Origin of the sequence: Mannheimia haemolytica (assembly GCF_004342115.1) — a bacterium.
In the GTDB taxonomy this organism is placed as follows: Bacteria; Pseudomonadota; Gammaproteobacteria; order Enterobacterales; family Pasteurellaceae; genus Mannheimia; species Mannheimia haemolytica.
Genome location: NZ_SMAC01000013.1, coordinates 34,747 through 55,675, shown reverse-complemented (window position 1 = coordinate 55,675; position 20,929 = coordinate 34,747). Strand labels below are relative to the sequence as shown.

Annotated in this window: 19 protein-coding genes and 1 other RNA gene; 11 read left to right on the top strand and 9 right to left on the bottom strand. The window is 42.6% G+C overall.

Annotated features, from left to right (window positions below):
• Positions 1-197: 197 nt before the first annotated feature.
• Together EDC41_RS06280 and rnr are read right to left on the bottom strand one after the other, a co-directional pair.
• Positions 198-464, bottom strand: a complete 267-nt coding sequence (locus tag EDC41_RS06280; RefSeq protein WP_006251635.1) for a hypothetical protein — start codon at positions 462-464, stop codon at positions 198-200.
• A 3-nt stretch (positions 465-467) separates the two neighbouring features.
• Positions 468-2,831, bottom strand: a complete 2,364-nt coding sequence (gene rnr, locus EDC41_RS06275) for a ribonuclease R (protein WP_006249741.1) — start codon at positions 2,829-2,831, stop codon at positions 468-470.
• Between the two features lie 140 nt (positions 2,832-2,971).
• Here rnr and EDC41_RS06270 point away from each other — a divergent pair, with 140 nt between their 5' ends.
• Complete coding sequence (locus tag EDC41_RS06270; RefSeq protein ID WP_006249742.1) at positions 2,972-3,292, top strand: zinc ribbon domain-containing protein YjdM; 321 nt, start codon at positions 2,972-2,974, stop codon at positions 3,290-3,292.
• 51 nt (positions 3,293-3,343) lie between these two features.
• Here the strand turns inward: EDC41_RS06270 and znuA are convergent, their stop codons facing one another.
• Positions 3,344-4,318 (bottom strand): zinc ABC transporter substrate-binding protein ZnuA, encoded by a 975-nt coding sequence (znuA, locus tag EDC41_RS06265; protein ID WP_006251634.1) that lies wholly within the window; start codon positions 4,316-4,318, stop codon positions 3,344-3,346.
• A 136-nt stretch (positions 4,319-4,454) separates the two neighbouring features.
• On the opposite strand from znuA, the gene ubiD reads away from it, so the two are divergent.
• Positions 4,455-5,918, top strand: coding sequence for a 4-hydroxy-3-polyprenylbenzoate decarboxylase (ubiD, locus tag EDC41_RS06260; RefSeq protein WP_032844835.1), 1,464 nt, complete (start codon positions 4,455-4,457; stop codon positions 5,916-5,918).
• 83 nt (positions 5,919-6,001) lie between these two features.
• On the opposite strand, the gene EDC41_RS06255 is transcribed toward ubiD, so the two are convergent.
• The gene (locus EDC41_RS06255) at positions 6,002-6,826 is read right to left on the bottom strand and encodes an AraC family transcriptional regulator (protein WP_006251631.1); all 825 of its coding nucleotides are present in this window, start codon (positions 6,824-6,826) and stop codon (positions 6,002-6,004) included.
• A gap of 126 nt (positions 6,827-6,952) precedes the next feature.
• On the opposite strand from EDC41_RS06255, the gene EDC41_RS06250 reads away from it, so the two are divergent.
• The 3 genes from EDC41_RS06250 (at position 6,953) to EDC41_RS06240 (ending at position 11,903) form a co-directional block, all read left to right on the top strand.
• On the top strand, positions 6,953-7,798 hold the full coding sequence (locus EDC41_RS06250) for a cysteine hydrolase family protein (protein ID WP_006251630.1): 846 nt from the start codon (positions 6,953-6,955) through the stop codon (positions 7,796-7,798).
• Between the two features lie 456 nt (positions 7,799-8,254).
• On the top strand, positions 8,255-11,197 hold the full coding sequence (gene rne, locus EDC41_RS06245) for a ribonuclease E (RefSeq protein ID WP_006251629.1): 2,943 nt from the start codon (positions 8,255-8,257) through the stop codon (positions 11,195-11,197).
• 145 nt (positions 11,198-11,342) lie between these two features.
• Positions 11,343-11,903 (top strand): hypothetical protein, encoded by a 561-nt coding sequence (locus EDC41_RS06240; RefSeq protein ID WP_006249749.1) that lies wholly within the window; start codon positions 11,343-11,345, stop codon positions 11,901-11,903.
• An 88-nt stretch (positions 11,904-11,991) separates the two neighbouring features.
• Here EDC41_RS06240 and EDC41_RS06235 read toward each other — a convergent pair whose 3' ends face one another.
• The 4 genes from EDC41_RS06235 to EDC41_RS06220 form a co-directional block, all read right to left on the bottom strand.
• Positions 11,992-12,282 carry an HU family DNA-binding protein gene (locus EDC41_RS06235; RefSeq protein ID WP_226318009.1) on the bottom strand — a complete coding sequence of 97 codons (291 nt, stop codon included), beginning with the start codon at positions 12,280-12,282 and terminating at the stop codon, positions 11,992-11,994.
• Between the two features lie 117 nt (positions 12,283-12,399).
• The gene (locus EDC41_RS06230; RefSeq protein WP_020824246.1) at positions 12,400-12,990 is read right to left on the bottom strand and encodes a YjaG family protein; all 591 of its coding nucleotides are present in this window, start codon (positions 12,988-12,990) and stop codon (positions 12,400-12,402) included.
• A 146-nt stretch (positions 12,991-13,136) separates the two neighbouring features.
• Positions 13,137-14,201, bottom strand: a complete 1,065-nt coding sequence (hemE, locus tag EDC41_RS06225; RefSeq protein WP_006250854.1) for a uroporphyrinogen decarboxylase — start codon at positions 14,199-14,201, stop codon at positions 13,137-13,139.
• Between the two features lie 97 nt (positions 14,202-14,298).
• On the bottom strand, positions 14,299-14,856 hold the full coding sequence (locus EDC41_RS06220; protein ID WP_006250350.1) for a UPF0149 family protein: 558 nt from the start codon (positions 14,854-14,856) through the stop codon (positions 14,299-14,301).
• Positions 14,857-14,934: 78 nt separating this feature from the next.
• Between EDC41_RS06220 and EDC41_RS06215 the strand changes: the two genes are divergently transcribed.
• From EDC41_RS06215 to EDC41_RS06190, 6 genes are all read left to right on the top strand, one after another.
• Positions 14,935-15,225, top strand: a complete 291-nt coding sequence (locus tag EDC41_RS06215; RefSeq protein ID WP_006250856.1) for a cell division protein ZapA — start codon at positions 14,935-14,937, stop codon at positions 15,223-15,225.
• 104 nt (positions 15,226-15,329) lie between these two features.
• Positions 15,330-15,521: non-coding RNA, 6S RNA (gene ssrS / locus EDC41_RS06210), on the top strand.
• Position 15,522: 1 nt separating this feature from the next.
• Positions 15,523-16,101: a 5-formyltetrahydrofolate cyclo-ligase gene (locus EDC41_RS06205; protein ID WP_006250352.1), complete on the top strand. Its 579-nt coding sequence runs from the start codon at positions 15,523-15,525 to the stop codon at positions 16,099-16,101.
• A complete protein-coding gene (locus EDC41_RS06200) occupies positions 16,098-16,886 on the top strand; it encodes an IclR family transcriptional regulator (RefSeq protein WP_006250353.1) in 789 nt (262 codons plus the stop codon). Before EDC41_RS06205 ends, EDC41_RS06200 begins: the two co-directional genes overlap by 4 nt.
• A 93-nt stretch (positions 16,887-16,979) precedes the next feature.
• The gene (gene putP, locus EDC41_RS06195) at positions 16,980-18,494 is read left to right on the top strand and encodes a sodium/proline symporter PutP (protein ID WP_006250857.1); all 1,515 of its coding nucleotides are present in this window, start codon (positions 16,980-16,982) and stop codon (positions 18,492-18,494) included.
• A 151-nt stretch (positions 18,495-18,645) separates the two neighbouring features.
• Positions 18,646-19,812: an MFS transporter gene (locus EDC41_RS06190; RefSeq protein WP_006250858.1), complete on the top strand. Its 1,167-nt coding sequence runs from the start codon at positions 18,646-18,648 to the stop codon at positions 19,810-19,812.
• 244 nt (positions 19,813-20,056) lie between these two features.
• Here EDC41_RS06190 and rsmI read toward each other — a convergent pair whose 3' ends face one another.
• Positions 20,057-20,929, bottom strand: a complete 873-nt coding sequence (rsmI, locus tag EDC41_RS06180) for a 16S rRNA (cytidine(1402)-2'-O)-methyltransferase (RefSeq protein ID WP_006250859.1) — start codon at positions 20,927-20,929, stop codon at positions 20,057-20,059.

Below are 20,929 nucleotides of genomic sequence, written 5' to 3'. Positions count from 1 at the left end.
GGTTAAATTTAAGGAAAAGTTCCACAATTTACCACTTTTTCCCACTTAATTGCTGGAATTTTATAGATATGTGATACATCTATCAAGGAGTTTTAGTTTATTTACACAATAAAGGTCTATCTTTTTTGATAGACCTTTGATCTTGGAAGGATTATTCAGATGAGATTTGCAACTTTTTGCAAAAACAAAACCGCTTGTTAGCGTTTGAGCACTGCTTGCACTAATGAAATCATGCCATAAACCGCCCAATATAATAACACCGAGCCGAAAAACAGCGTGGTAGTGTGCGGCAGCCAGTAATAAACGCCCAGAACTTCGGCAGTTCGGCACTCTAAACGTTGTGAATCGTTGAGTTTGCTCAGATCGCTACAATCAAACGGGATATAGGTAAACAAAAAATAGCTTATTATTGCAATTACTAAAGCAAATAAAAGGCTGAATAAAATTTGTTTTTTGTAATCCATTTGCTATTTTTTCCTTGATTTACTAGCGGTCGTTTTTGTCCGTTTTTTTGCAGATTTTGCCGGTTTTTTCTCAGCGACTTTTTTGGCTTTTTTTACCGTTTTAGGCTCTTTGAAAACAGGAACCTCTGTCGCTTTTGCTTTTTTCTTGGCGGTTTTGCCGGTTTTCTTATTACCGGTGAGTAACTCAAAATCAATTTTTTTCTCGTCTAAATTCACATTGATTACTTTTACTCTAACTGCATCGCCTAAACGATAGATGATCCCACTGCCACCGATTAAACGTTGTCGGTCCGCATCATAGTGGTAATAATCATTATCCAGCGTTGAAATATGAACCAATCCGTCAATTAAAAGCTCATTGAGTTTTACAAATAAGCCAAAGCCGGTAACACTCGAAATCACGCCATCAAACTCTTCGCCAAGATGATCTTGCATAAATTCGCATTTCAGCCAATCTGCCACTTCTCGGGTTGCCTCATCAGCTCGGCGTTCGGTGGCAGAACATTTATCGCCGAATTCGTCCATATCATCTAACTTGTAGTGATAACCACCGCCATCGGTATAGTAGCGAGTGTTGCCTTTGCCTTTTTCGATCAGATATTTAATTGCACGGTGTAACAGTAAATCCGGGTAACGGCGAATCGGCGAGGTAAAATGAGCATATTCGGTTAATGCCAAGCCGAAATGCCCGATATTATCCGCCGCATACACTGCTTGTTTCAGCGAGCGGAGCAACATCGTTTGAATCAACTCTTTATCGGCACGTTCGGCAATTTGCTCCAGTAGTACACCGTAATCTTTTGGGGTTGGATCTAAGCCTACGTCCCAGGTTAAGCCACACTCACGCACAAAGGATTTAAAACTGAGCAATTTTTCTTCACTCGGCTTATCGTGAATCCGATATAACGCCGGTTCGTTCGCTTTTTCCACAAAACGAGCGGCAGCAATATTGGCTAAAATCATACATTCTTCAATCAATTTATGAGCATCGTTGCGGATTAACGGCTCAATTCGCTCAATTCGCCCTTGCGGATTGAAAATAAATTGATTTTCAATGGTTTCAAATTCAATCGCCCCTCGTTTATGGCGAGCTTTCATTAAGGTTTGGAACATTGCATAGAGTTCTTCAATATGCGGCACTAATGGAGCATAGCGTTCACGCAAGGCTTCATCACCTTCCAACATTTTCCACACTTTAGTGTAAGTTAAACGGGCGTGAGAGTTCATTACCGCTTCGTAGAATTGATAATCTTGTAATTCCCCTTTGCTGGAAACCGACATTTCCGCCACCAAGCAGAGCCTGTCAACCTGTGGATTGAGTGAACACAAGCCATTGGAAAGCACTTCCGGCAACATTGGCACAACCCGATTCGGGAAATAGACCGAGTTACCACGATTTAGGGCTTCCAAATCTAATGCGGTTTTTGGGCGAACATAATAACTTACATCGGCAATCGCCACCCATAACCGCCAGCCGTTGCCCTCTTTTTTGGCAAATACAGCATCATCGAAATCTCGGGCATCTTCGCCGTCAATGGTAATCAGTGGCAGATCTCGCAAATCCACCCGCCCTTGCTTGGCTTCTTCCGGCACTTCTTCGCTACTAAATTGGCGGATTTGTTTTTCTACCCCTTCCGGCCAAATGTGCGGAATATCGTGATTGCGTAGGGCAATTTCAATTTCCATTCCCGGCGCTAAATTATCGCCTAGAATTTCAGTAATGATTCCCACCGGGCGGCTAAAACTCGCTTTTCTTTCCTGTAATTCCACCACCACAACTTGCCCCATTCTCGCCCCCATACGGTGTTCATCCGGAATGAGAATATCTTGGTTAACGCGGCTGTCATCAGGCACAACAAAACCGATACCGCTTTCAAGGAAAAAACGCCCGACAATCTGTTTCTTACGGGCCTCCAACACTCGCACAATGCGGACTTCTTTCCGACCTCTGCGGTCTGTGCCGTTTGGTTGTGCCAGCACAAAGTCACCGTGCATTACCTTTACCATTTGGGCGTTGGGAATAAACCAATCTTCGCTTTTAGTCGCCCCTTTTTCGTGTCCTTCCACTTGCAAAAAACCGTAACCGTCACGATGGCCGATAACTGTACCTTTGATTAAATCCATCTTTTCCGGCAACGCATAGCGTTTGCCTTTGGTGAACACCAATTCACCGTCATTTTCCATTGCACGCAGACGGCGGCGAATGCCTTCCATTCGTTCTTCATCGTCAATATGAAAAGCCGACAATAATTCATCACGGCTCATTGGGGCGTTATGTTCACGAATTGTATTTAAAATAAACTCTCGGCTTGGTACCGGATTTTCGTATTTTTCTAATTCTTGCTGATAATTCGGATCGACTATCATAGTATCCTCCTTTTTGTGTAATTAAGGCTATTCTAACTGACTTTTAGCTCGATTGGTAAAAAATCGGCAAAATATGACCGCTTAGCGTTTTGCTGGATTTCGGTATATAATCTGGTTCTTTATTAATTTGAGGAATTAAAATGATTTACCCAACCTGCCCTGAATGTAAAAGCGAAAATACTTACCACGACTCAATTCAATTTGTTTGCCCGGATTGTGCGTATGAATGGACGGGCGAAGAAACGGATCAAGATGATGATGTGCTAATTGTAAAAGACAGTAATGGCAATTTATTATCTGACGGGGACGATGTATTATTAATCAAAGATTTAAAATTAAAAGGCTCGTCTGAAGTACTGAAAAAAGGTACAAAATTCAAAGGAATCCGTTTAGCTCAAGGTGACCATAATGTCGATTGCGGTAAAATTATGTTGAAATCAGAATTCTTAAAAAAAGCTTAAGTGATGTAATCGCAAAATCCCCCATTTATATTTAAATGGGGGATTTTTAACTTATTTTGTTAAACATTGGCTAAATTCGTCAGCCAAAACTTGTAAAAATTCAGGGTAAGCAGTCGCACTTAACTGAACTTTTGCACCGAGTGGGTCTAATTGGCCAACATTTACTTTAGTTTCTTTTGCTAAGGTTTCAATTACTTTCGGCGTAAATTGCGGCTCGGCAAATAAACATTGTGCTTTGTTTTTCGCAATGTTTTTCTTGATTGCTGTAAGTGTTTTTGCACCCGGGGCAACAGTTGGGTTAATGGTAAATGAACCCAATGAATTTAAACCATATTCTCTTTCAAAATAGCCGTAAGCATCGTGGAATGTGTAGTAACCTTTGGCTTTTACCGGCTCTAATTGTTTCGCAATTTCGGCTTTTTTAGCGGTTAAATTTGCTTTAAATTTTGCAAGATTTTCCGCAATTTTCGCTTTGTGTTCAGGCATTTGTTCGCTTAAACGTGCCGCAATTTGCTCTGCTGCCAGCTCACTTGCCTCGCTTGAGAGCCAAATATGCCAATCTTCATCGTGGCTATGTCCGTGATGATCGTGGTTATGTCCTTCGTGATTATGCCCTTCGTGTTTATGCTCGTGCTTGTGTTCGTGCTTATGTTCATGTTTATGATCGTGATCATCGTCTTTATCTTCTTTTTTGCTTGCTTTATCGACAATATCATCAATCGCATCAACATCTTCAAGGGTTAATACTTTTTCTTTCGGCAGTTTTTCAATACTTTTTTCTAAAAAGCCTTCCAAGCCGTCACCCACCCAAACCACTAATTGAGCAGATTGTAATTGAGTCACATCTGAAGGTTTTAAGCTGTAATCGTGTGGAGAGGCAGTTACCGGTAATAATACTTTAGTTTCAGTTACCCCTTCGGTAATGGCACTGGCAATAAAGCCTAAAGGCTTAATACTGGTTAATACATCCGCTTGAGCAACACTTGCACCTAACACGGCTAGACCGATTAATGTTCTTTTAAACATAAAATTCCCCTTATGGCATTTAATTTGAACCGAGCTATTCTAACAAAATAAAACAAAATTTCTATAAATTTTTTATGGGTATTTTTCATTTACGTTTTTCTATATACTTGCAAAAAAATCGAAAAATATGACCGCTATGAAGTATAAAAATCTCCGTGAATTTCTCGATTTCCTTGAGTCTCAGGGTGAATTAGTCCGTATTCAGCAAGAAATCGATCCTTATTTAGAAATGACAGAAATCGCCGACCGCACCTTACGCAAAGGCGGGCCGGCATTACTGTTTGAAAACCCGAAAGGCTATCAAATGTCGGTGTTGTGTAATTTATTCGGCACGCCCAAACGGGTAGCTCTGGGAATGGGGCAAGAAGATACCAAAGCTCTGCGTGAGCTGGGCAAGTTACTTGCCTTTTTAAAAGAGCCTGAACCACCGAAAGGGTTTAAAGATTTGATCGGGCAACTGCCACAATGGAAGCAAATTTTAAATATGCCGCCTAAGGTACTGAGCAAAGCCGATTGTCAGCAAGTGGTGATTTCGGGTGATGAGGTTGATCTCTACAAATTACCGATTATGCACTGTTGGCCGGGTGATGTCGCTCCGCTGGTCACTTGGGGGCTGACGATTACGCAAGGGCCTTACAAAAAACGCCAGAATTTAGGCATTTATCGTCAGCAACTTATCGGCAAAAACAAACTGATTATGCGTTGGCTTTCCCACCGTGGTGGTGCGTTGGACTTCCAAGAGTGGAAAGCCGAAAACCCGGGTAAACCGTTTCCGGTGTCGGTTGCGATTGGTGCAGATCCAGCCACTATTTTAGCGGCAGTCACCCCTGTGCCGGATACGCTTTCGGAATATGCGTTCGCAGGGCTGTTGCGAGGGCATAAAACCGAAGTGGTCAAATCTATTTCCAATGAGTTAGAAGTGCCGGCAAGTAGCGAAATTGTGCTGGAGGGCTATATCGATCTGGAAGAAACCGCATTGGAAGGCCCTTATGGCGATCACACCGGCTACTACAACGAGCAAGAGTATTTTCCGGTATTTACCGTTACCCATATTACTATGCGAAAAGATGCGATTTATCACTCCACTTACACCGGCAGACCACCTGATGAACCGGCAGTGTTAGGCGAGGCGTTAAACGAAGTCTTTATTCCGATTTTGCAAAAACAGTTTCCGGAAATTGTCGATTTCTACTTGCCACCTGAAGGCTGTTCTTACCGTTTAGCGGTGGTGACAATGAAAAAACAATATGCCGGACACGCCAAACGGGTGATGATGGGGGTTTGGTCGTTCCTACGTCAATTTATGTACACCAAGTTTGTGATTGTGTGCGATGATGATGTGAATGCCCGAGATTGGAAAGACGTGATTTGGGCGATTACTACTAGGTGCGATCCGGCACGAGATACCACACTCATCGAAAATACCCCTATTGACTATCTGGATTTTGCCTCACCGATTGCCGGACTTGGCTCAAAAATGGGGATTGATGCCACCAATAAATGGGCGGGTGAAACCTCAAGAGAGTGGGGAACGCCAATCAAAAAAGATGACAATGTGGTGAAACGCATTGATGAAATTTGGGATTCTCTTGGCATTTAAGGCAACATTTAACCGCTTGTGCAACATAACAAGCGGTTAAATTTCTGATATTTTTACCATTCTGCTCTTTATTGCCAATCAGGTTACGATTCTTTATTTTGAGCTAACCACTCGGTAGGCGAAAGCCCTAATTCCCGCATAAAGACACGGCTGAGAGCAGCATTATGGCTATAACCGACTTGCTCTGCCACCAATGCTACCGGTATCCCTTTTTGTAATAAATGCTGGGCAACCGCTACTCGCCAGTTAGTGAGATAATCCATCGGTGAAACCCCCATAATTTGTTTAAAATAAGCAGCAAAGCGTGAGCGAGACATTAATGCCACATTTGCCAACTCCTCTACATTCCAATCTCGTTCCGGTGCACTGTGAATAGCTAACAGCACTTTCCCCAGTTGCTTATCTGCCAAGCCTTTTAACAAACCTGTTTGAATATACCCTTTTTCTAAACATTGACGAGCAACCTTCAAGGTAAAATAGGCACATAAATGGTGGATCATTGCCTGATAACCACACCCTTTCTGATTTACTTCACTAAAAATTTGATCGGCTAATACCCCCAATTCCGGATACTGTGCCAACTCTAAGATCACAATATTGTGCAAGGTATGCGTTAATGGGTTGCGAATCCCTTTGCCAAAATCAAAATTAATGCAGAAGATATCTAACCCACTATCATCTAACGGGTGCAAACTGTGCAAAATATTGGTCGGTGAAAAAATAATCGCTGGGCGTTCAATCGTAATCGGGCGTTCAGCAGCCTGATTTAAAATAAAACGTCCTTGGCGAACAAAATGTAAATAGCCTTTATTCTCTTCATTAAAAGTCCCGATTTGGCACAACTGACCTAGATGAAATAAGTCCGTACGAAACTGAAATTGGGTAAAAAGATGAGTCAAACTATCCACATTAAGCTCCTTGGGTAAACAATTGAGACGAACGGTTAAAACAAGCGGAAGGGAGTCATTATAATAGCAACCCGTTCGGTAACGCAAGTTATCATTACAATTTGTATATCTATTAATGAGGATAAAATGATGTCACAGGAACAATTTGAAGAAATCAACCAAGAACGCCGTCAAGCCCTTAACCACGGCTCTCGTATTGCAATGGCAGCCAGTGTATTAGGTGCATTAGGTATTGCATCAACAGCAAATGCAAAACAAGCCAGTGCAGAAAAATCACCTTATGCCGAGCCGGAACAATACGGTTTAAAACGCCATGGAATGACTATTGATCCAAAACGTGTGGCATTAGTGGTAGTTGATCCACAAATTGATTTCCTAAGCCCGAAAGGCGTGATGTGGGGCGTGTTAGGTGATTCAATAAAAGAGAACAACACGGTAGCGAATATTGAAAGTTTATTTAAAGCAGCAAAAGCAGTAGATATGCCAACCTTTGTTTCGTCACACTACTATTACCCAACCGATCACAAATGGGAATTTGGTTCACCGGGCGAACACTTTATGCACGACAGCGGAATGTTTGCAAGAAAAGGTCAATACACCATGGAAGGCTTTGAAAATTCAGGTGCAGACTTTATGCCTGAGTACAAGCCATATATTTTTGATGGCAAAACAGTGATCGCCTCTCCACACAAAATCTTTGGACCGGAAACCAATGACTTAGTGCTGCAATTACGCAAACGTAAAATCGACCAAGTAATTTTAGCCGGTATGGCTGCCAACTTATGTATTGATTCACACTTGCGTGAATTAATCGAACAAGGTTTTGAAGTAACAGTGGTGAAAGATGCAACCGCAGGGCCTCGTATTCCTGAAGGTGACGGCTACCTTGCAGCATTAACCAACTACCGTATTATCGCAAATGACCTCTGGACCACTGAAGAAGCAGTGAAAAAAATGACGGCAAAAGCATAATATTCGCTTTACAAGCGGTTAAATTTAGCTCTTTTTTTGCAAATTTAACCGCTTGGATTTCACGCTTATCTCCAGCACTCACACTAAATCTCATTATTTTTCCTTATCACCCCATTCATTTTCATTATATTCATCTCCACAACAAATAACAGCTACCATACAACAATTACCTTGCCTTTTTCAGGGTTAAAATGCGATAATGACTCGTTATTTTTGGCTTGAAAAAGCAATAGAAAATTGCAAAAAATAAAGCAAAAATAACCGCTTGTAATAGAGATAAACAAGCCTTAAGTGATTGATTTTGCAGTTTCTTTAAGACAAGACAAAGTAAACGTAAGACAACCATCAATGCACTATCGGGAATGAAGACAGTCGTGAGATAGACATTAAATCCATTCCCTTATTAATGGGTCAAAATGACCGTGTAAGACAAAAACAAAATAATGAGAAAACACAATGAAAAGAATGTTAATCAATGCAACTCAAAAAGAAGAGTTGCGTGTTGCCCTCGTTGATGGGCAACGCTTATTTGACTTGGACATTGAAAGCCCGGGTCACGAACAGAAAAAATCCAATATCTACAAGGGTAAAATTACCCGTGTCGAACCAAGCCTTGAAGCTGCATTCGTAGATTACGGTGCAGAACGCCACGGCTTCCTACCTTTAAAAGAAATTTCCCGAGAATACTTCCCGTCAGACTATGTGTTTAACGGTCGCCCGAATATCAAAGATATTATTCAAGAAGGGCAAGAAGTGATTGTTCAAGTCAGCAAAGAAGAGCGTGGCAACAAAGGGGCTGCCTTAACCACTTTTATTTCGCTTGCGGGCAGTTACTTAGTTTTAATGCCGAACAACCCTCGTGCCGGTGGTATTTCCCGCCGTATTGAAGGCGATGAGCGTTTAGAACTCAAAGAGGCATTAGACTGCTTAGATGTGCCGGAAGATGTCGGCTTAATCGTGCGTACCGCCGGTGTCGGCAAATCGCCGGAAGAGTTACAATGGGACTTAAAAGTCTTGTTACACCACTGGGAAGCGATTAAAAAAGCGGCGGAATCTCGCCCTGCTCCGTTCTTAATTCACCAAGAAAGTGACGTGATTGTGCGTGCAATTCGTGACTATCTACGCCGTGATATTGGCGAAATCTTAATCGACAACAAAAAAGTGTTCGAGAAAGCCAAAAACCACATTCGCCTTGTTCGCCCGGATTTCATCAACCGTGTGAAATTATACGAAGGCGAAGTACCACTATTCAGCCACTATCAAATTGAATCGCAAATCGAATCGGCGTTCCAACGTGAAGTGCGTTTACCTTCCGGTGGCTCTATCGTCATTGATGTCACAGAAGCCTTAACCGCGATTGATATTAACTCTTCACGCTCGACCCGTGGTGGCGATATTGAAGAAACTGCACTCAATACTAACTTAGAGGCAGCCGATGAAATTGCTCGTCAGTTACGTTTACGTGACTTAGGCGGTTTGATTGTGATCGACTTTATCGATATGACGCCGGTTCGCCACCAACGCGAAGTGGAAAACCGTATTCGTGAGGCAACCCGCCAAGACCGTGCGAGAATCCAATTTGCCCGTATTTCCCGTTTCGGTTTGTTAGAAATGAGCCGTCAGCGTTTAAGCCCATCATTAAGTGAGGCTTCATCGCATATCTGCCCTCGCTGTCAGGGAACGGGTAAAGTACGTGATAATGAATCAATCGCACTGTCAATTTTACGTTTATTAGAAGAAGAGGCAATCAAAGAAAACACTGCACAGGTTCACACCATTGTGCCGGTGCAAATCGCCAGCTACTTACTCAATGAAAAACGTAAAGCGATTTCCAGCATTGAAAAACGCCACGATGTACAAATTGTTGTAGTACCGTCTGAAAGTATGGAAACACCGCATTTCAGCGTATATCGCCTGCGTGAAAATGAAATTACCCCAACGTTAAGCTACGATTTAACCAAGCATTATGAAGCTCGCAATGAGGAAGAACACCCACATCATCACCATCAAGAAGATGTGCTGGTTACCCGTAACGAGCCGGTGATTACGGTAGAGTCTGTGTTACAAAGCTCGGAGCTGAATCTCCAACCTTCGCCAACACCTACCGAACCACCAAAACCATCGCTATTAAGCCGCTTAATTGCGACCATTAAAGGCTGGTTTAGCGAAGAAAAAGTGGAAGAAAAACCGAAGCCGAAAGCACGCAACCAGCGTGATCGTCGCCAACGCCGTGAACGCCCGAACCGCAATACCAAAGCGGAAAACCAAGAGCGTAAAACCGTGCAAGCGCAAGCTACTCCGGCGGAAGAAAAACCGGTGCGTAGCGAGAAAAAAGCACGCCGAGCGGTAGTGGAAGAAGTTTCCGGCGTAACCGAGCAAGAGAGTCGTAGCAACTCTCGTGAGGTTCAAACCGAACGCCGCCAACGTCGCGACCTACGCAAAAAAGTGCGTGTTGAAACACAAGACGTGGAAGCAGAAAACCTCACGCCAGCAGTTGAAGAAACCGTTGCGAAGCAAGTTGAAAATGTGCAAAAAAATCAGCAAATTCAACCGCTTGCAACTCAAGAGTTGCCGGTTGAAACAGTTCCTGTGGTAGAAACAACGAACGAAGGACGTGAAAATAACCGCCAACGCCGTTTACCTCGCCATTTGCGTGTGGGTAATCAACGTCGTCGTGATAATCAACGTAATCAAATAGCTTCGCCTATGCCTCTGACATCAGCGGTTGCTTCGCCGGAGCTTGCCAGCGGTAAAGTTTGGGTTCAGGTTACCTCTACTGTCAAAGTAGAGGAAAAAGCATCATTCTTATCTGTTGATCAAATGCTTGAACAGCAAGAAAATCAGCTTGTTGAGACAGAGAAAAAATCAGAAGAGAAGAAGCTTCATACAGTTAGTCCGCTAGGTGGCTTTGTAGCACAAGCAACTAACCGTGATTTGGTTAAGGAGAAGCAAGAACAGCTTTCCAAACCGAAAGAAGAAAAAGTTGCTTCTGAAGACGTAAAACCAGTAGAGGTAAAAGAGCATATTGCTCCATTTGGTAGTGTTGTTGCTCAGCATTCTGAACGTGATTTAGTTAAAGAGAAAAATGAGCGAGTCAGTAAATTCCAATCGCAAGCAACGGTTGCACCAGCGATTGTGGAAGAGGTTACTAACCCGATTGAAGTGCCAAAATCAACTTACGAAAGCGATTATCGATTTAACGGCAGATTAGGTACATTCTCTCGTGTTGAGCATACCCAAGCCGCTATGACCATTGCTTCTGCACCAAGTGACAAGCTTGAAGTAGTCGAAATTAGCCAATGGCAAAACTCTAAATACTATTTCTATGGCAAAGGGTTTGGCGGATATACCAGCGCAGTGAGCCAAGTGCAGTCAGCGCCTCGTTCAACCAATGGTTAAGTACAATTAATTGGTTTAAATGCCTATTAGTTATAACTAATAGGCATTTTTTTATCAAAGTATGAACTTTCTATCAATTTTTCTGCCTAAGTAAACGCACTTTATTACAAAGTGCGTTATTTTTAGTTTATTTAAGGAACTCGGTATGAAAAAATCATTTTTATCATTATTAGTGTTAGGTACAACTATGGCACTTGCTGCTTGTGATCAGGCAAAAGAAGCCGCGCAATCAACTACAGACAAAGCGGTTGAAGTAAAAGAAGCTGTAGCTGAAAAAGCTGCAGAAGTTAAATCGGCTACTGAAGCGAAGGTTGAAGAGTTGAAAGCGGCAGCAAATGATGCAGCTCAAGCAACAGCAGATAAAACAGAAGAGGCAAAAAAGGCAGTGGCAGAGAAAGCCACTGAGTTAAAAACCACAACTGAAGCTAAAGTGGAAGAACTAAAAGCAGCAGCAAATGATGCAGCTCAAGCAACAACAGATAAAACAGAAGAGGCAAAAAAGGCAGTAGCAGAGAAAGCTGCTGAGTTAAAAGCCACAACTGAAGCTAAAGTGGAAGAACTAAAAGCAGCAGCAAGTGATGCGACTCAAGCAACAGCAGATAAAGCAGAAGAAGCTAAAAAGGCAGTAGCTGAGAAGGCAGCAGAAGTGAAAGTTGAGACAGAAACAAAAGTTGAAGAAATGAAAAAAGCGATTGAAAGCAAATAGTGCTTTTTAGTTTCTCTGTAGCTATCGAAACACGCTAAAAATAAAGCCTGGATTATAATCCAGGCTTTATTTTTATATCTTTAAAGAATTATTTTACTAAATCTTTTAATGCTTTACCTGAAACGAATGCAGGTACTTTAGCTGCTGCAATTTTGATCTCTTCACCAGTTTTTGGGTTACGACCAGTACGTGCTTTACGCTCATTTACTTTAAAAGTACCGAAGCCGATTAATTGAACAGCGTCGCCTGCTTTTAAGCTTGCAGAGATTGCATCAAGAGTTGCTTCTAATGCTGCTTTAGCATCTTTCTTGGTTAAGTTTGCACCAGCGGCGATAGCATCGATTAACTCAGTTTTGTTCATAGTTTTATCCTCTAAGATATGTGTTTTTAATAAATGACGTAAAACGTCTGAGAAGTTATTGAAACCTTGCGATAGCTTAATTCAAAGTTAAGATTTCTCAAAGTATTATTAAGCAAGATTTTGCAAATATCAATGCTATTGGTTAATATTTAACCCGATATTACTAATCCCGCTGCTTCTGATTTCATCTTTAAGTTCAAAAATGAGATCAAGATCACGTTTTTCACATTCGTTTAGCAAGCGGTATATTTGCCACTGTACGTCCAGTTCTTCTTGAATTTCTTCAGAATTCTTTAGCTCTTGCTCGTTCAGTTCTTTATCTTGTTGCATTTCCAAATAGCTGGCAACTGTGCCTAATGAAATTTGGCTGATGCGGATTGCTTGTTCAAGGGTTGAACCAGCGATAATACTGTGAAGAAGTTCAGAAAGGGCTTCGCAAGCTTCCTGTGCAGGTAAGACACCAAAAAACGCATATTCGTTCACATCAGGAATGATTTCTTCTAATTTTTCCAGTTGGTTATCGAAATTAATTTTTGCCCCTTTTATGGTTAAATATTCCCAGACTAAATTTAAAATATTTTGGAATACCTTAGCTTTTTCAGGCTGTTCGGTTACTTCACAAAAAAGCTGATAGTTGGGGTACATTCTTTCGCATAGGCACGCCATAAATGTGGTGTTTTGCCAAGGCTCGAAATGTTCCATGCGTTTATGAATCGGGTTTCTCATTGTATTTCCTTCTTTATTTTTCAGAGAGAAGGGAACGATTTTGCAAAATTCTGTATAAAAATGACCGCTTGCCCCTCTCCCTGATTTTTCTTCTGAACAAAGAAAAATCTGTCCCTCTCCCACAAGGAGAGAGGGCATTTTATCCATTATTTATGATACTGCTTCGAGTAGTTGTGAATCGCATCAACAAACACTTTCGGGCTTTCCACCGGCACATCTAAATGAATGCCGTGTCCAAGATTAAAGACGTGTCCGCTGCCGTTGCCGAAGCCGGCAAGAATGTTTTTTACTTCTTGTTCGATTCGTTCAGGGCTTGCATACAGCACGCTTGGATCCATATTGCCTTGCAACGCAACTTTGTCGCCAATACGGCGGCGAGCATCGGCAATATCGACTGTCCAATCTAGCCCAACGGCATCGCAGCCCGTTTCTGCAATCGCTTCTAACCATAAGCCTCCGCCTTTGGTGAATAGGGTAACAGGCACTTTACGTCCTTCATTTTCTCGAATTAAGCCGTCCACAATTTTGTGCATATAGTGTAATGAGAAGGCTTTGTAATCCTCGTGAGCCAATACACCGCCCCAAGTGTCGAATACCATCACCGCTTGAGCACCGGCTTTGATTTGGGCATTTAAGTATAAGATGACACTGTCAGCTAACTTGTCCAGCAATTTGTGTAGAATGTGAGGCTCAGCGTAAAGCATTTTTTTGATTTTGGTAAATGCTTTGCTTGAACCACCTTCCACCATATAGGTGGCGAGTGTCCAAGGGCTGCCAGAAAAACCAATTAGTGGCACTTCGCCTTTCAATTCTCGGCGAATGGTACGCACCGCATTCATTACATATTGCAACTCGTCTTCCGGATCAGGAATCGGTAGCTGATTGACATCATTGAGGCTTGCCACCGGGCGGGCAAATTTAGGGCCTTCACCTGCACCAAAACTTAAACCTAATCCCATTGCATCAGGCACAGTTAAAATATCGGAAAATAGGATAGCTGCATCGAGTTCATAACGGCGTAGCGGTTGTAAGGTGACTTCACACGCTAAATCAGCGTTACGGCAGAGTGACATAAAATCGCCGGCTTCTGCTCGGGTGGCTTTATATTCCGGCAAATAACGCCCGGCTTGACGCATCATCCAGACCGGGGTCATATCCACAGGTTCACGCAATAACGCTTTTAAATAGCGATCGTTTTTTAATTCTGACATTGGTTTTTCCTTTGATTTTGGTAGGGGCGAAATATTTTTCGCCCCGCATAATATATTTGCAAAATAGAGATGAAATTGAACCGCTTGTATTTATTCATTAGTGTAATGGTGGCTTTTCTTCGGTTTTCGGCACGCCTAAAGCAAAATGGCTGTGCAAGAATAAGGCTAAAACTCGCAGATATTCCAACACTTCTTCGCCAGCCTCCAGTAGTTCCTCGTTATTATCATCGTCACTGTAGCCTAGTTTGGCGATTTCATCTAAATCATCGATTGCCTCGCCAACCTCATCGGTTTCTTGTTGTAATTTAGGTTGAGCAACGCCAAGTCCAAGTAAGAAACTGTTTGTCCATTCGGAGATACCATCAGCTAAGGCAAAACCATCTTCTTCGTTTTGTGGCAACCAAAGGCTAAACAGCGTGTTGGCTTCTGAAAAGCTTTCACTTAATTGCTGATAAAAATCGGTTAAAGTGTTTAACGGCTCGATGGAAAATGCGTGTCCGTCATTGGTAAATTGGTAGGTGAGGGTTTTCCAAGACTCATCTTGAATACCGCCGGCAATTAAACCGCATAAAAAACCGTGAAACTCTGCCGGTGTATCATCAATTTGTAATTGTGATACCAGTTGTTTAAATTGTTGGGAATCTGTGATAGCCATAATGGGATTATTTGTGATTTTGCTAAAGAATGGCATAATATAGCAAAAATTTTGCGATTAAGTGAGGATTTCGTATTTATGTCGGCAAATAATATCGAACTACAGATTTTTGGGCAGGTTTTACGCTTGCAATGCCCTGTTGAACAGCAAGAGCATTTACTGGCTTCAGCACAGCGTTTGGAAGAGCGTGTGGCGGTATTGAAAGAGCAGTCCGGCATTATTCAGCTTGAAAAAGTGTTAGCGATTGTGGCACTGAATTTAAATTATGAACTGGAGCAAGCCCAACGCCAAAATGCAGAAAATAAAAATGTGTTGGTGGCTTGTATTGAGCAGTTAGATAATTCGCTTGGCAAATTTCAATCCAATTAGGTAATTTTTAATCGAATTGATTAGGAATAGAGCCAAAAAGATTGAGAATTTGCATTTTGTGGGATTAAATACTAGGAAAAATCATCAAATTCCGTTACTATAAGTCTTGCCTGGGGTGTGCGTTACGAGTTACGTCCCTGAGCCGATAATTTGAAACTTTGAGTTGGACATCTAACGCTGGTGAGCAAGCTTACCCTAATTTAATTAGGAGTAAGAAGCCTAAAAGCAGTTAAGTTTGACTCCCTTGAACCGACTGGTTCAAGGACCATTACTGGTAGCGGCATCTCGGGTCTTTATATGAATCAATCATCTTTAACCGATCTTCGTAGCCAATTACGGCAATCAATGCGGCTTAAACGGCAAAGTTTAACTGCCGGTCAGCAAACTCAAGCAGCCGAATCCATTATTCCTCAAGCTCTTTCATTGATTGAATCTTACCAAGCCTCACATATTGCCTTTTATTTGCCTTTTAACGGTGAAATTTCTCCTATTCCTTTAATGGAACAATTACTTCAACAGGGCAAAAAGCTGTATCTGCCGCTGTTGCACCCTTTTACAAGCGGTCAATTATTGTTTGTAAATTACAATTGCAAAACTATTCTAAAATTTAACCGCTTGGGGATTCAAGAGCCGATATTAGATGTTAGAAATATCCTTCCGTTGCAAGAATTAGAGATGATTTTTACCCCACTTGTTGCTTGTGATAAAGCCGGAAATCGGCTGGGAATGGGAGGTGGCTTTTATGATAGAACCCTTGCTCAAGCACCTCATCTGATTAGTGTCGGTTTGGCACACGAATGTCAGCAAGTCGAACAATTACCGATTGAGAGTTGGGATATGCCGTTAGATCATATTATTTTGGGAGCAGCCAAATGAATGCAAAGAAAGAAAAGGAATCGAGTGGAAATCAAAGTTTAATTCGTGGCTTAACACTATTGGAATTGTTAGCGAAATTCCCAAACGGCTGTCCGCTTGCCCATTTAGCCGAGCTTTCGGGGCTGAACAAAAGCACGGTTCACCGTCTGCTACAAGGCTTACAACAAGAGGGCTACGTCCGCCCTGCACCGACTGCGGGCAGTTATCGTTTAACCACCAAATGTTTGGCAATCGGGCAGCGAGCCTTAAGTTCGATTAACATTTTGCATATTGCCGCCCCACATTTAGAAGCCCTAAATTTAACCTTAGGCGAGACGGTAAATTTTGCGATGCGGGAAAACGATCACGCTATTTTAATCAATAAATTAGAAGCTACCACCGGAATGATGCGTACCCGAGCCTATATCGGGCAACAAATGCAACTCTATTGCTCGGGAATGGGAAAACTGTTTCTTGCTTATGGTTCGGCAGATTACATTCCACAATATTGGCAGACTAAATCGGACATCATTCAAAAACTGACGGTCAATACCATCACCACGATTGACGGAATGCAAACCGAGCTGGAAACCATTCGCCGTCAAGGTTTTGCAATGGATAACGAAGAAAATGAATTAGGGGTTTCTTGTATTGCTTGCCCGATTTTTGATCACCAACAAAAAGTCCATTATGCGATTTCTGTTTCGCTTTCAACTGCTCGTTTAAATCAGCTGGGGCGGGAAAATCTACTACCGGCTATTCAAGAAACAGCAGAAAAAATTTCAGCTGAGCTGGGCGGACGGTAATTTTGTGTTGCCATTTTGATTATTTCAGGTAATCTTTTACCCTTTACTCACTTTAATCTTTATACAATAAGAAATCTTGAGGATTCATTAATAATGTTTGGTCTTGATCCAACAACAATTATGTTTGTTGTCTATATTCTAGGAATGATTGCCATCGGCTTTATTGCCTATCGTGTTACCAATAACCTTTCAGACTATATTTTAGGCGGTCGCCGTTTAGGTAGCTTTGTGACCGCACTTTCTGCCGGTGCATCAGATATGTCCGGCTGGTTGCTGATGGGATTACCCGGAGCCGTTTATGCAGGCGGTTTGATAGAAGGCTGGATTGCTATCGGTTTAACTATCGGTGCTTATTTAAACTGGAAATTAGTCGCAGGCAGATTACGCTCTCACACGGAACACAGTGGCGATGCCTTAACCTTACCCGAATACTTCCACAATCGTTTTGGCGATAAAACCCGTTTAATTAAGATTTTATCAGCGGTCATTTTTTTACTCTTTTTTGCAATTTACTGTGCATCGGGCGTCGTGGCCGGTGCGAGAGTATTTGAAAACTTATTTGGCTTACCTTACCACCAAGCAATTTGGTATGGGGCTGTTGCTACCATTCTTTACACCTTTATTGGTGGTTTCTTAGCAGTAAGTTGGACGGATACTATTCAAGCTTCATTAATGGTTTTTGCCCTGATTCTTACCCCGTTTTTTGTGATGTATAACTTAGGTGGTTTTGATGAAATGCAAGCCTTAATTGATCGTGCAGGCGAGATGGCACAAAAAGACTACAACGACATTTTCACCGGCACCAGCGTATTAGGCATTATCAGCTTAATGGCGTGGGGGCTGGGTTATTTCGGACAACCGCATATTGTGGTGCGTTTTATGGCGGCAGAAAGTGTGAAGTCTCTTGAAAATGCACGCCGTATCAGTATGACTTGGATGGTGATTTGCTTATTAGGTGCAATCGGTATTGGTTATTTTGGTATGGCATATTTCTTCGGACACCCGGAGCAAGTCGGCAATATCAGCAAAAATCCGGAACAAATTTTCATTGAATTAGCTAAATTGTTATTTAACCCTTGGGTAGCCGGCATTTTATTATCTGCCATTCTTGCTGCGGTAATGAGTACCCTTTCCGCTCAATTACTGATTTGTTCAAGTGCGATTACCGAAGATTTATACAAAGGCATTTTACGCCCTCAAGCCTCCGATAAAGAACTGGTTTGGTTAAGCCGCTTGATGGTGCTTGCGGTGGCAGCATTAGCTATTTATATTGCCCAAGACCCGGACAGCAAAGTATTTGGCTTAGTGCGTAATGCGTGGGCAGGTTTCGGCTCGGCATTTGGGCCTGTGGTATTGCTTTCACTATTCTGGAAACGTATGAACGGTTTTGGGGCGATTGCCGGAATGCTGACCGGTGCGTTAATCGTGCATTTTTGGGGCGATATTACACTTAAGCTCGCCTTACCGGAAATTTACTCGATGATCCCGGGCTTTATTGCTGCTACCCTAATGATCATTGTGGTATCACTTATCACGCCAATGCCAAGCAAAGCCGTATTAGACACCTTTGACCGTGCTAATAAGGCCTATTTGGCAGAAGTGAAATAATAAAATTTGGCTTAAGGTCTCCTTAAGCCATTTTTTTACAAAAAATTTATCAAAAATTATTCACAATCCTTGTAAGGATTGTTCACAGCTTCGCTCCCGTTGGCAGAGCCAACGTTCAAAAAGCGATGCTTTTTGTGACCGATTGTAAGCTATGACTAACCTCCTACTCGCTATTATTTATCTCTCTTTTATCAGCCTTGGGTTGCCTGATGCAATTTTAGGCTCGGCGTGGCCGTCAATGCACCAACAGCTTGCTGTTCCGCTTTCCTATGCCGGTGTGGTCTCGATGATTATGTCGATTGGCACTATTACCTCTAGCTTAATGTCGGACAAACTGACCTACCATCTCGGCACAGGCAAAGTAATGGTCATCAGCGTTGCCTTAACGGCTTTAGCATTGTGGGGCTTTTCAATCAGTGATGCTTTCTGGATCTTATGTTTATGGGCAATTCCTTACGGCTTAGGGGCTGGAGCGGTTGATGCGGCGTTGAATAACTATGTAGCAGTTCACTACGCAAGCCGCCATATGAGCTGGCTGCATTGTATGTGGGGCGTTGGAGCTTCTATCGGGCCGCACATTTTAGGCTACGCCTTATTGCAAGGGCGAGGCTGGGAGGCAGGCTATTTCACCATTTCAATGTTACAAATCGGGCTAACGCTAATGCTGTTTTGCTCACTGCCTTTTTGGAAATTACGCAAGCAGATTACCGCTGAAATCAACCATTCGGCAAAACCGATGAGCTTAAAAGAAACGCTAAAAATTCCGGGCGTGAAATATGGCATTTTAGCTTTTTTTGGCTATTGTGGCGTAGAACAAACCGCCGGACTGTGGGCGAGTAGCTATTTTGTAATGGTTAAAGATGTCGGCTTAGAACAAGCGGCTGCGTTCGGCAGTATTTTCTTTATCGGCGTTACCGTTGGCAGAGGCGTAAGTGGCTTCTTGACGCTTAAATTTAGCAACAGACAAATGATTAAACTTGGTTCAGCCTTGATCTTAGTCGGCATTGCGATACTGTGCTTGCCGTTAGGCAAATATGTTACGCTGGCAAGTTTAATTATTATCGGGCTAGGTTGTGCCCCGATTTTCCCGTGCTTAATTCATTCGACCCCTGCGTTTTTCGGCGAGGACAAATCTCAATCGGTGATCGGCGTGCAAATGGCAAGTGCCTATATCGGCGTCCTGTTATTGCCACCGATTTTCGGCTTTATTGCTAATGCTATCAGCATTCAATTATTACCGCTTTACTTGCTGTTGATGTTTGCGATTATGGCGTATGCTTATCGGAATTTAGTGCGAGAAACTTCCCCCTCTCCCTGATTTTTCTTCTGAACGAAGAAGAATCTGTCCCTCTCCCACGAGTGGAGAGGGGTCGACAAGCGAATAATTTAGCTCTCTCCCCTTATGGGACAAATGTTTACATTTGAACGTTGGCTTTGCCAACGGCTCCGAAGGAGCGAGCGTAGCGAGTATTGAGACCGGGAAATGTTTCGTTCAGAAACATTTTTCAGAGAGAGGGGAGTGCCAATCTGCAAAAAACTCACAAAATCTGACCGCTTGTATGTTACTCAAAATGCTCCAATCCATATTGATACAGGGCATTTTTCTTATAGCCGAAGGTTTCTGCCACAATGGCAGCGGCTTTTTTAAGCGGGAGTTCTTGGCAGAGTAATGTCAGTAATTTGATCGCTTGGCTGGAAAAGGCTTCCTCACTACTTTGCGGTTTACCTTCAACCACCAGAACAATTTCGCCTTTAATTCGGTTGCTATCCTCATTTAGCCATTCAATTAAGTTACCCAGTTGATCTCCATAAATGGTTTCCCACGTTTTCGTGATTTCACGCGCCATTACCACATAGCGATCTTCGCCAAAAACAGTCTGCATATCGGCAAGAGTGTCTAAAATACGGTGGGTGGATTCATAAAAAATCAGTGTGCGAGGCTCGTTTTCAAGCTCGGTAAGTTTATCGCAACGGGATTTTGTTTTTGCCGGTAAGAACCCTTCAAAACAAAAACGGTCTGAAGCTATGCCTGAAGCACATAAGGCAGTAACAGCGGCACAAGCCCCGGGGATCGGCACAACTTTTACCCCGGCTTGGCGGCAATGACGGACAAGATGAAAGCCCGGGTCGCTAATCAGTGGCGTTCCGGCATCGGAAATTAACGCAATATTTTCCCCTTTTGCTAATTTTTCGACTAAAACGACCGCTTTCTGCTGTTCGTTATGGTCGTGCAAGGCAAAAAACGGTTTTTTAATACCGTAATGGCTCAGCAATAAACCGCTGTGGCGGGTGTCTTCGGCGGCGACTAAATCGACAGAGGAAAGGGTATCTAACGCTCGTTGGGTAATATCGCCTAAATTGCCGATGGGGGTGGCAACAATATATAAAATTCCGTAATTTGGGTTGATTTCAGATGAATTTTGTCTGTTTTTCAT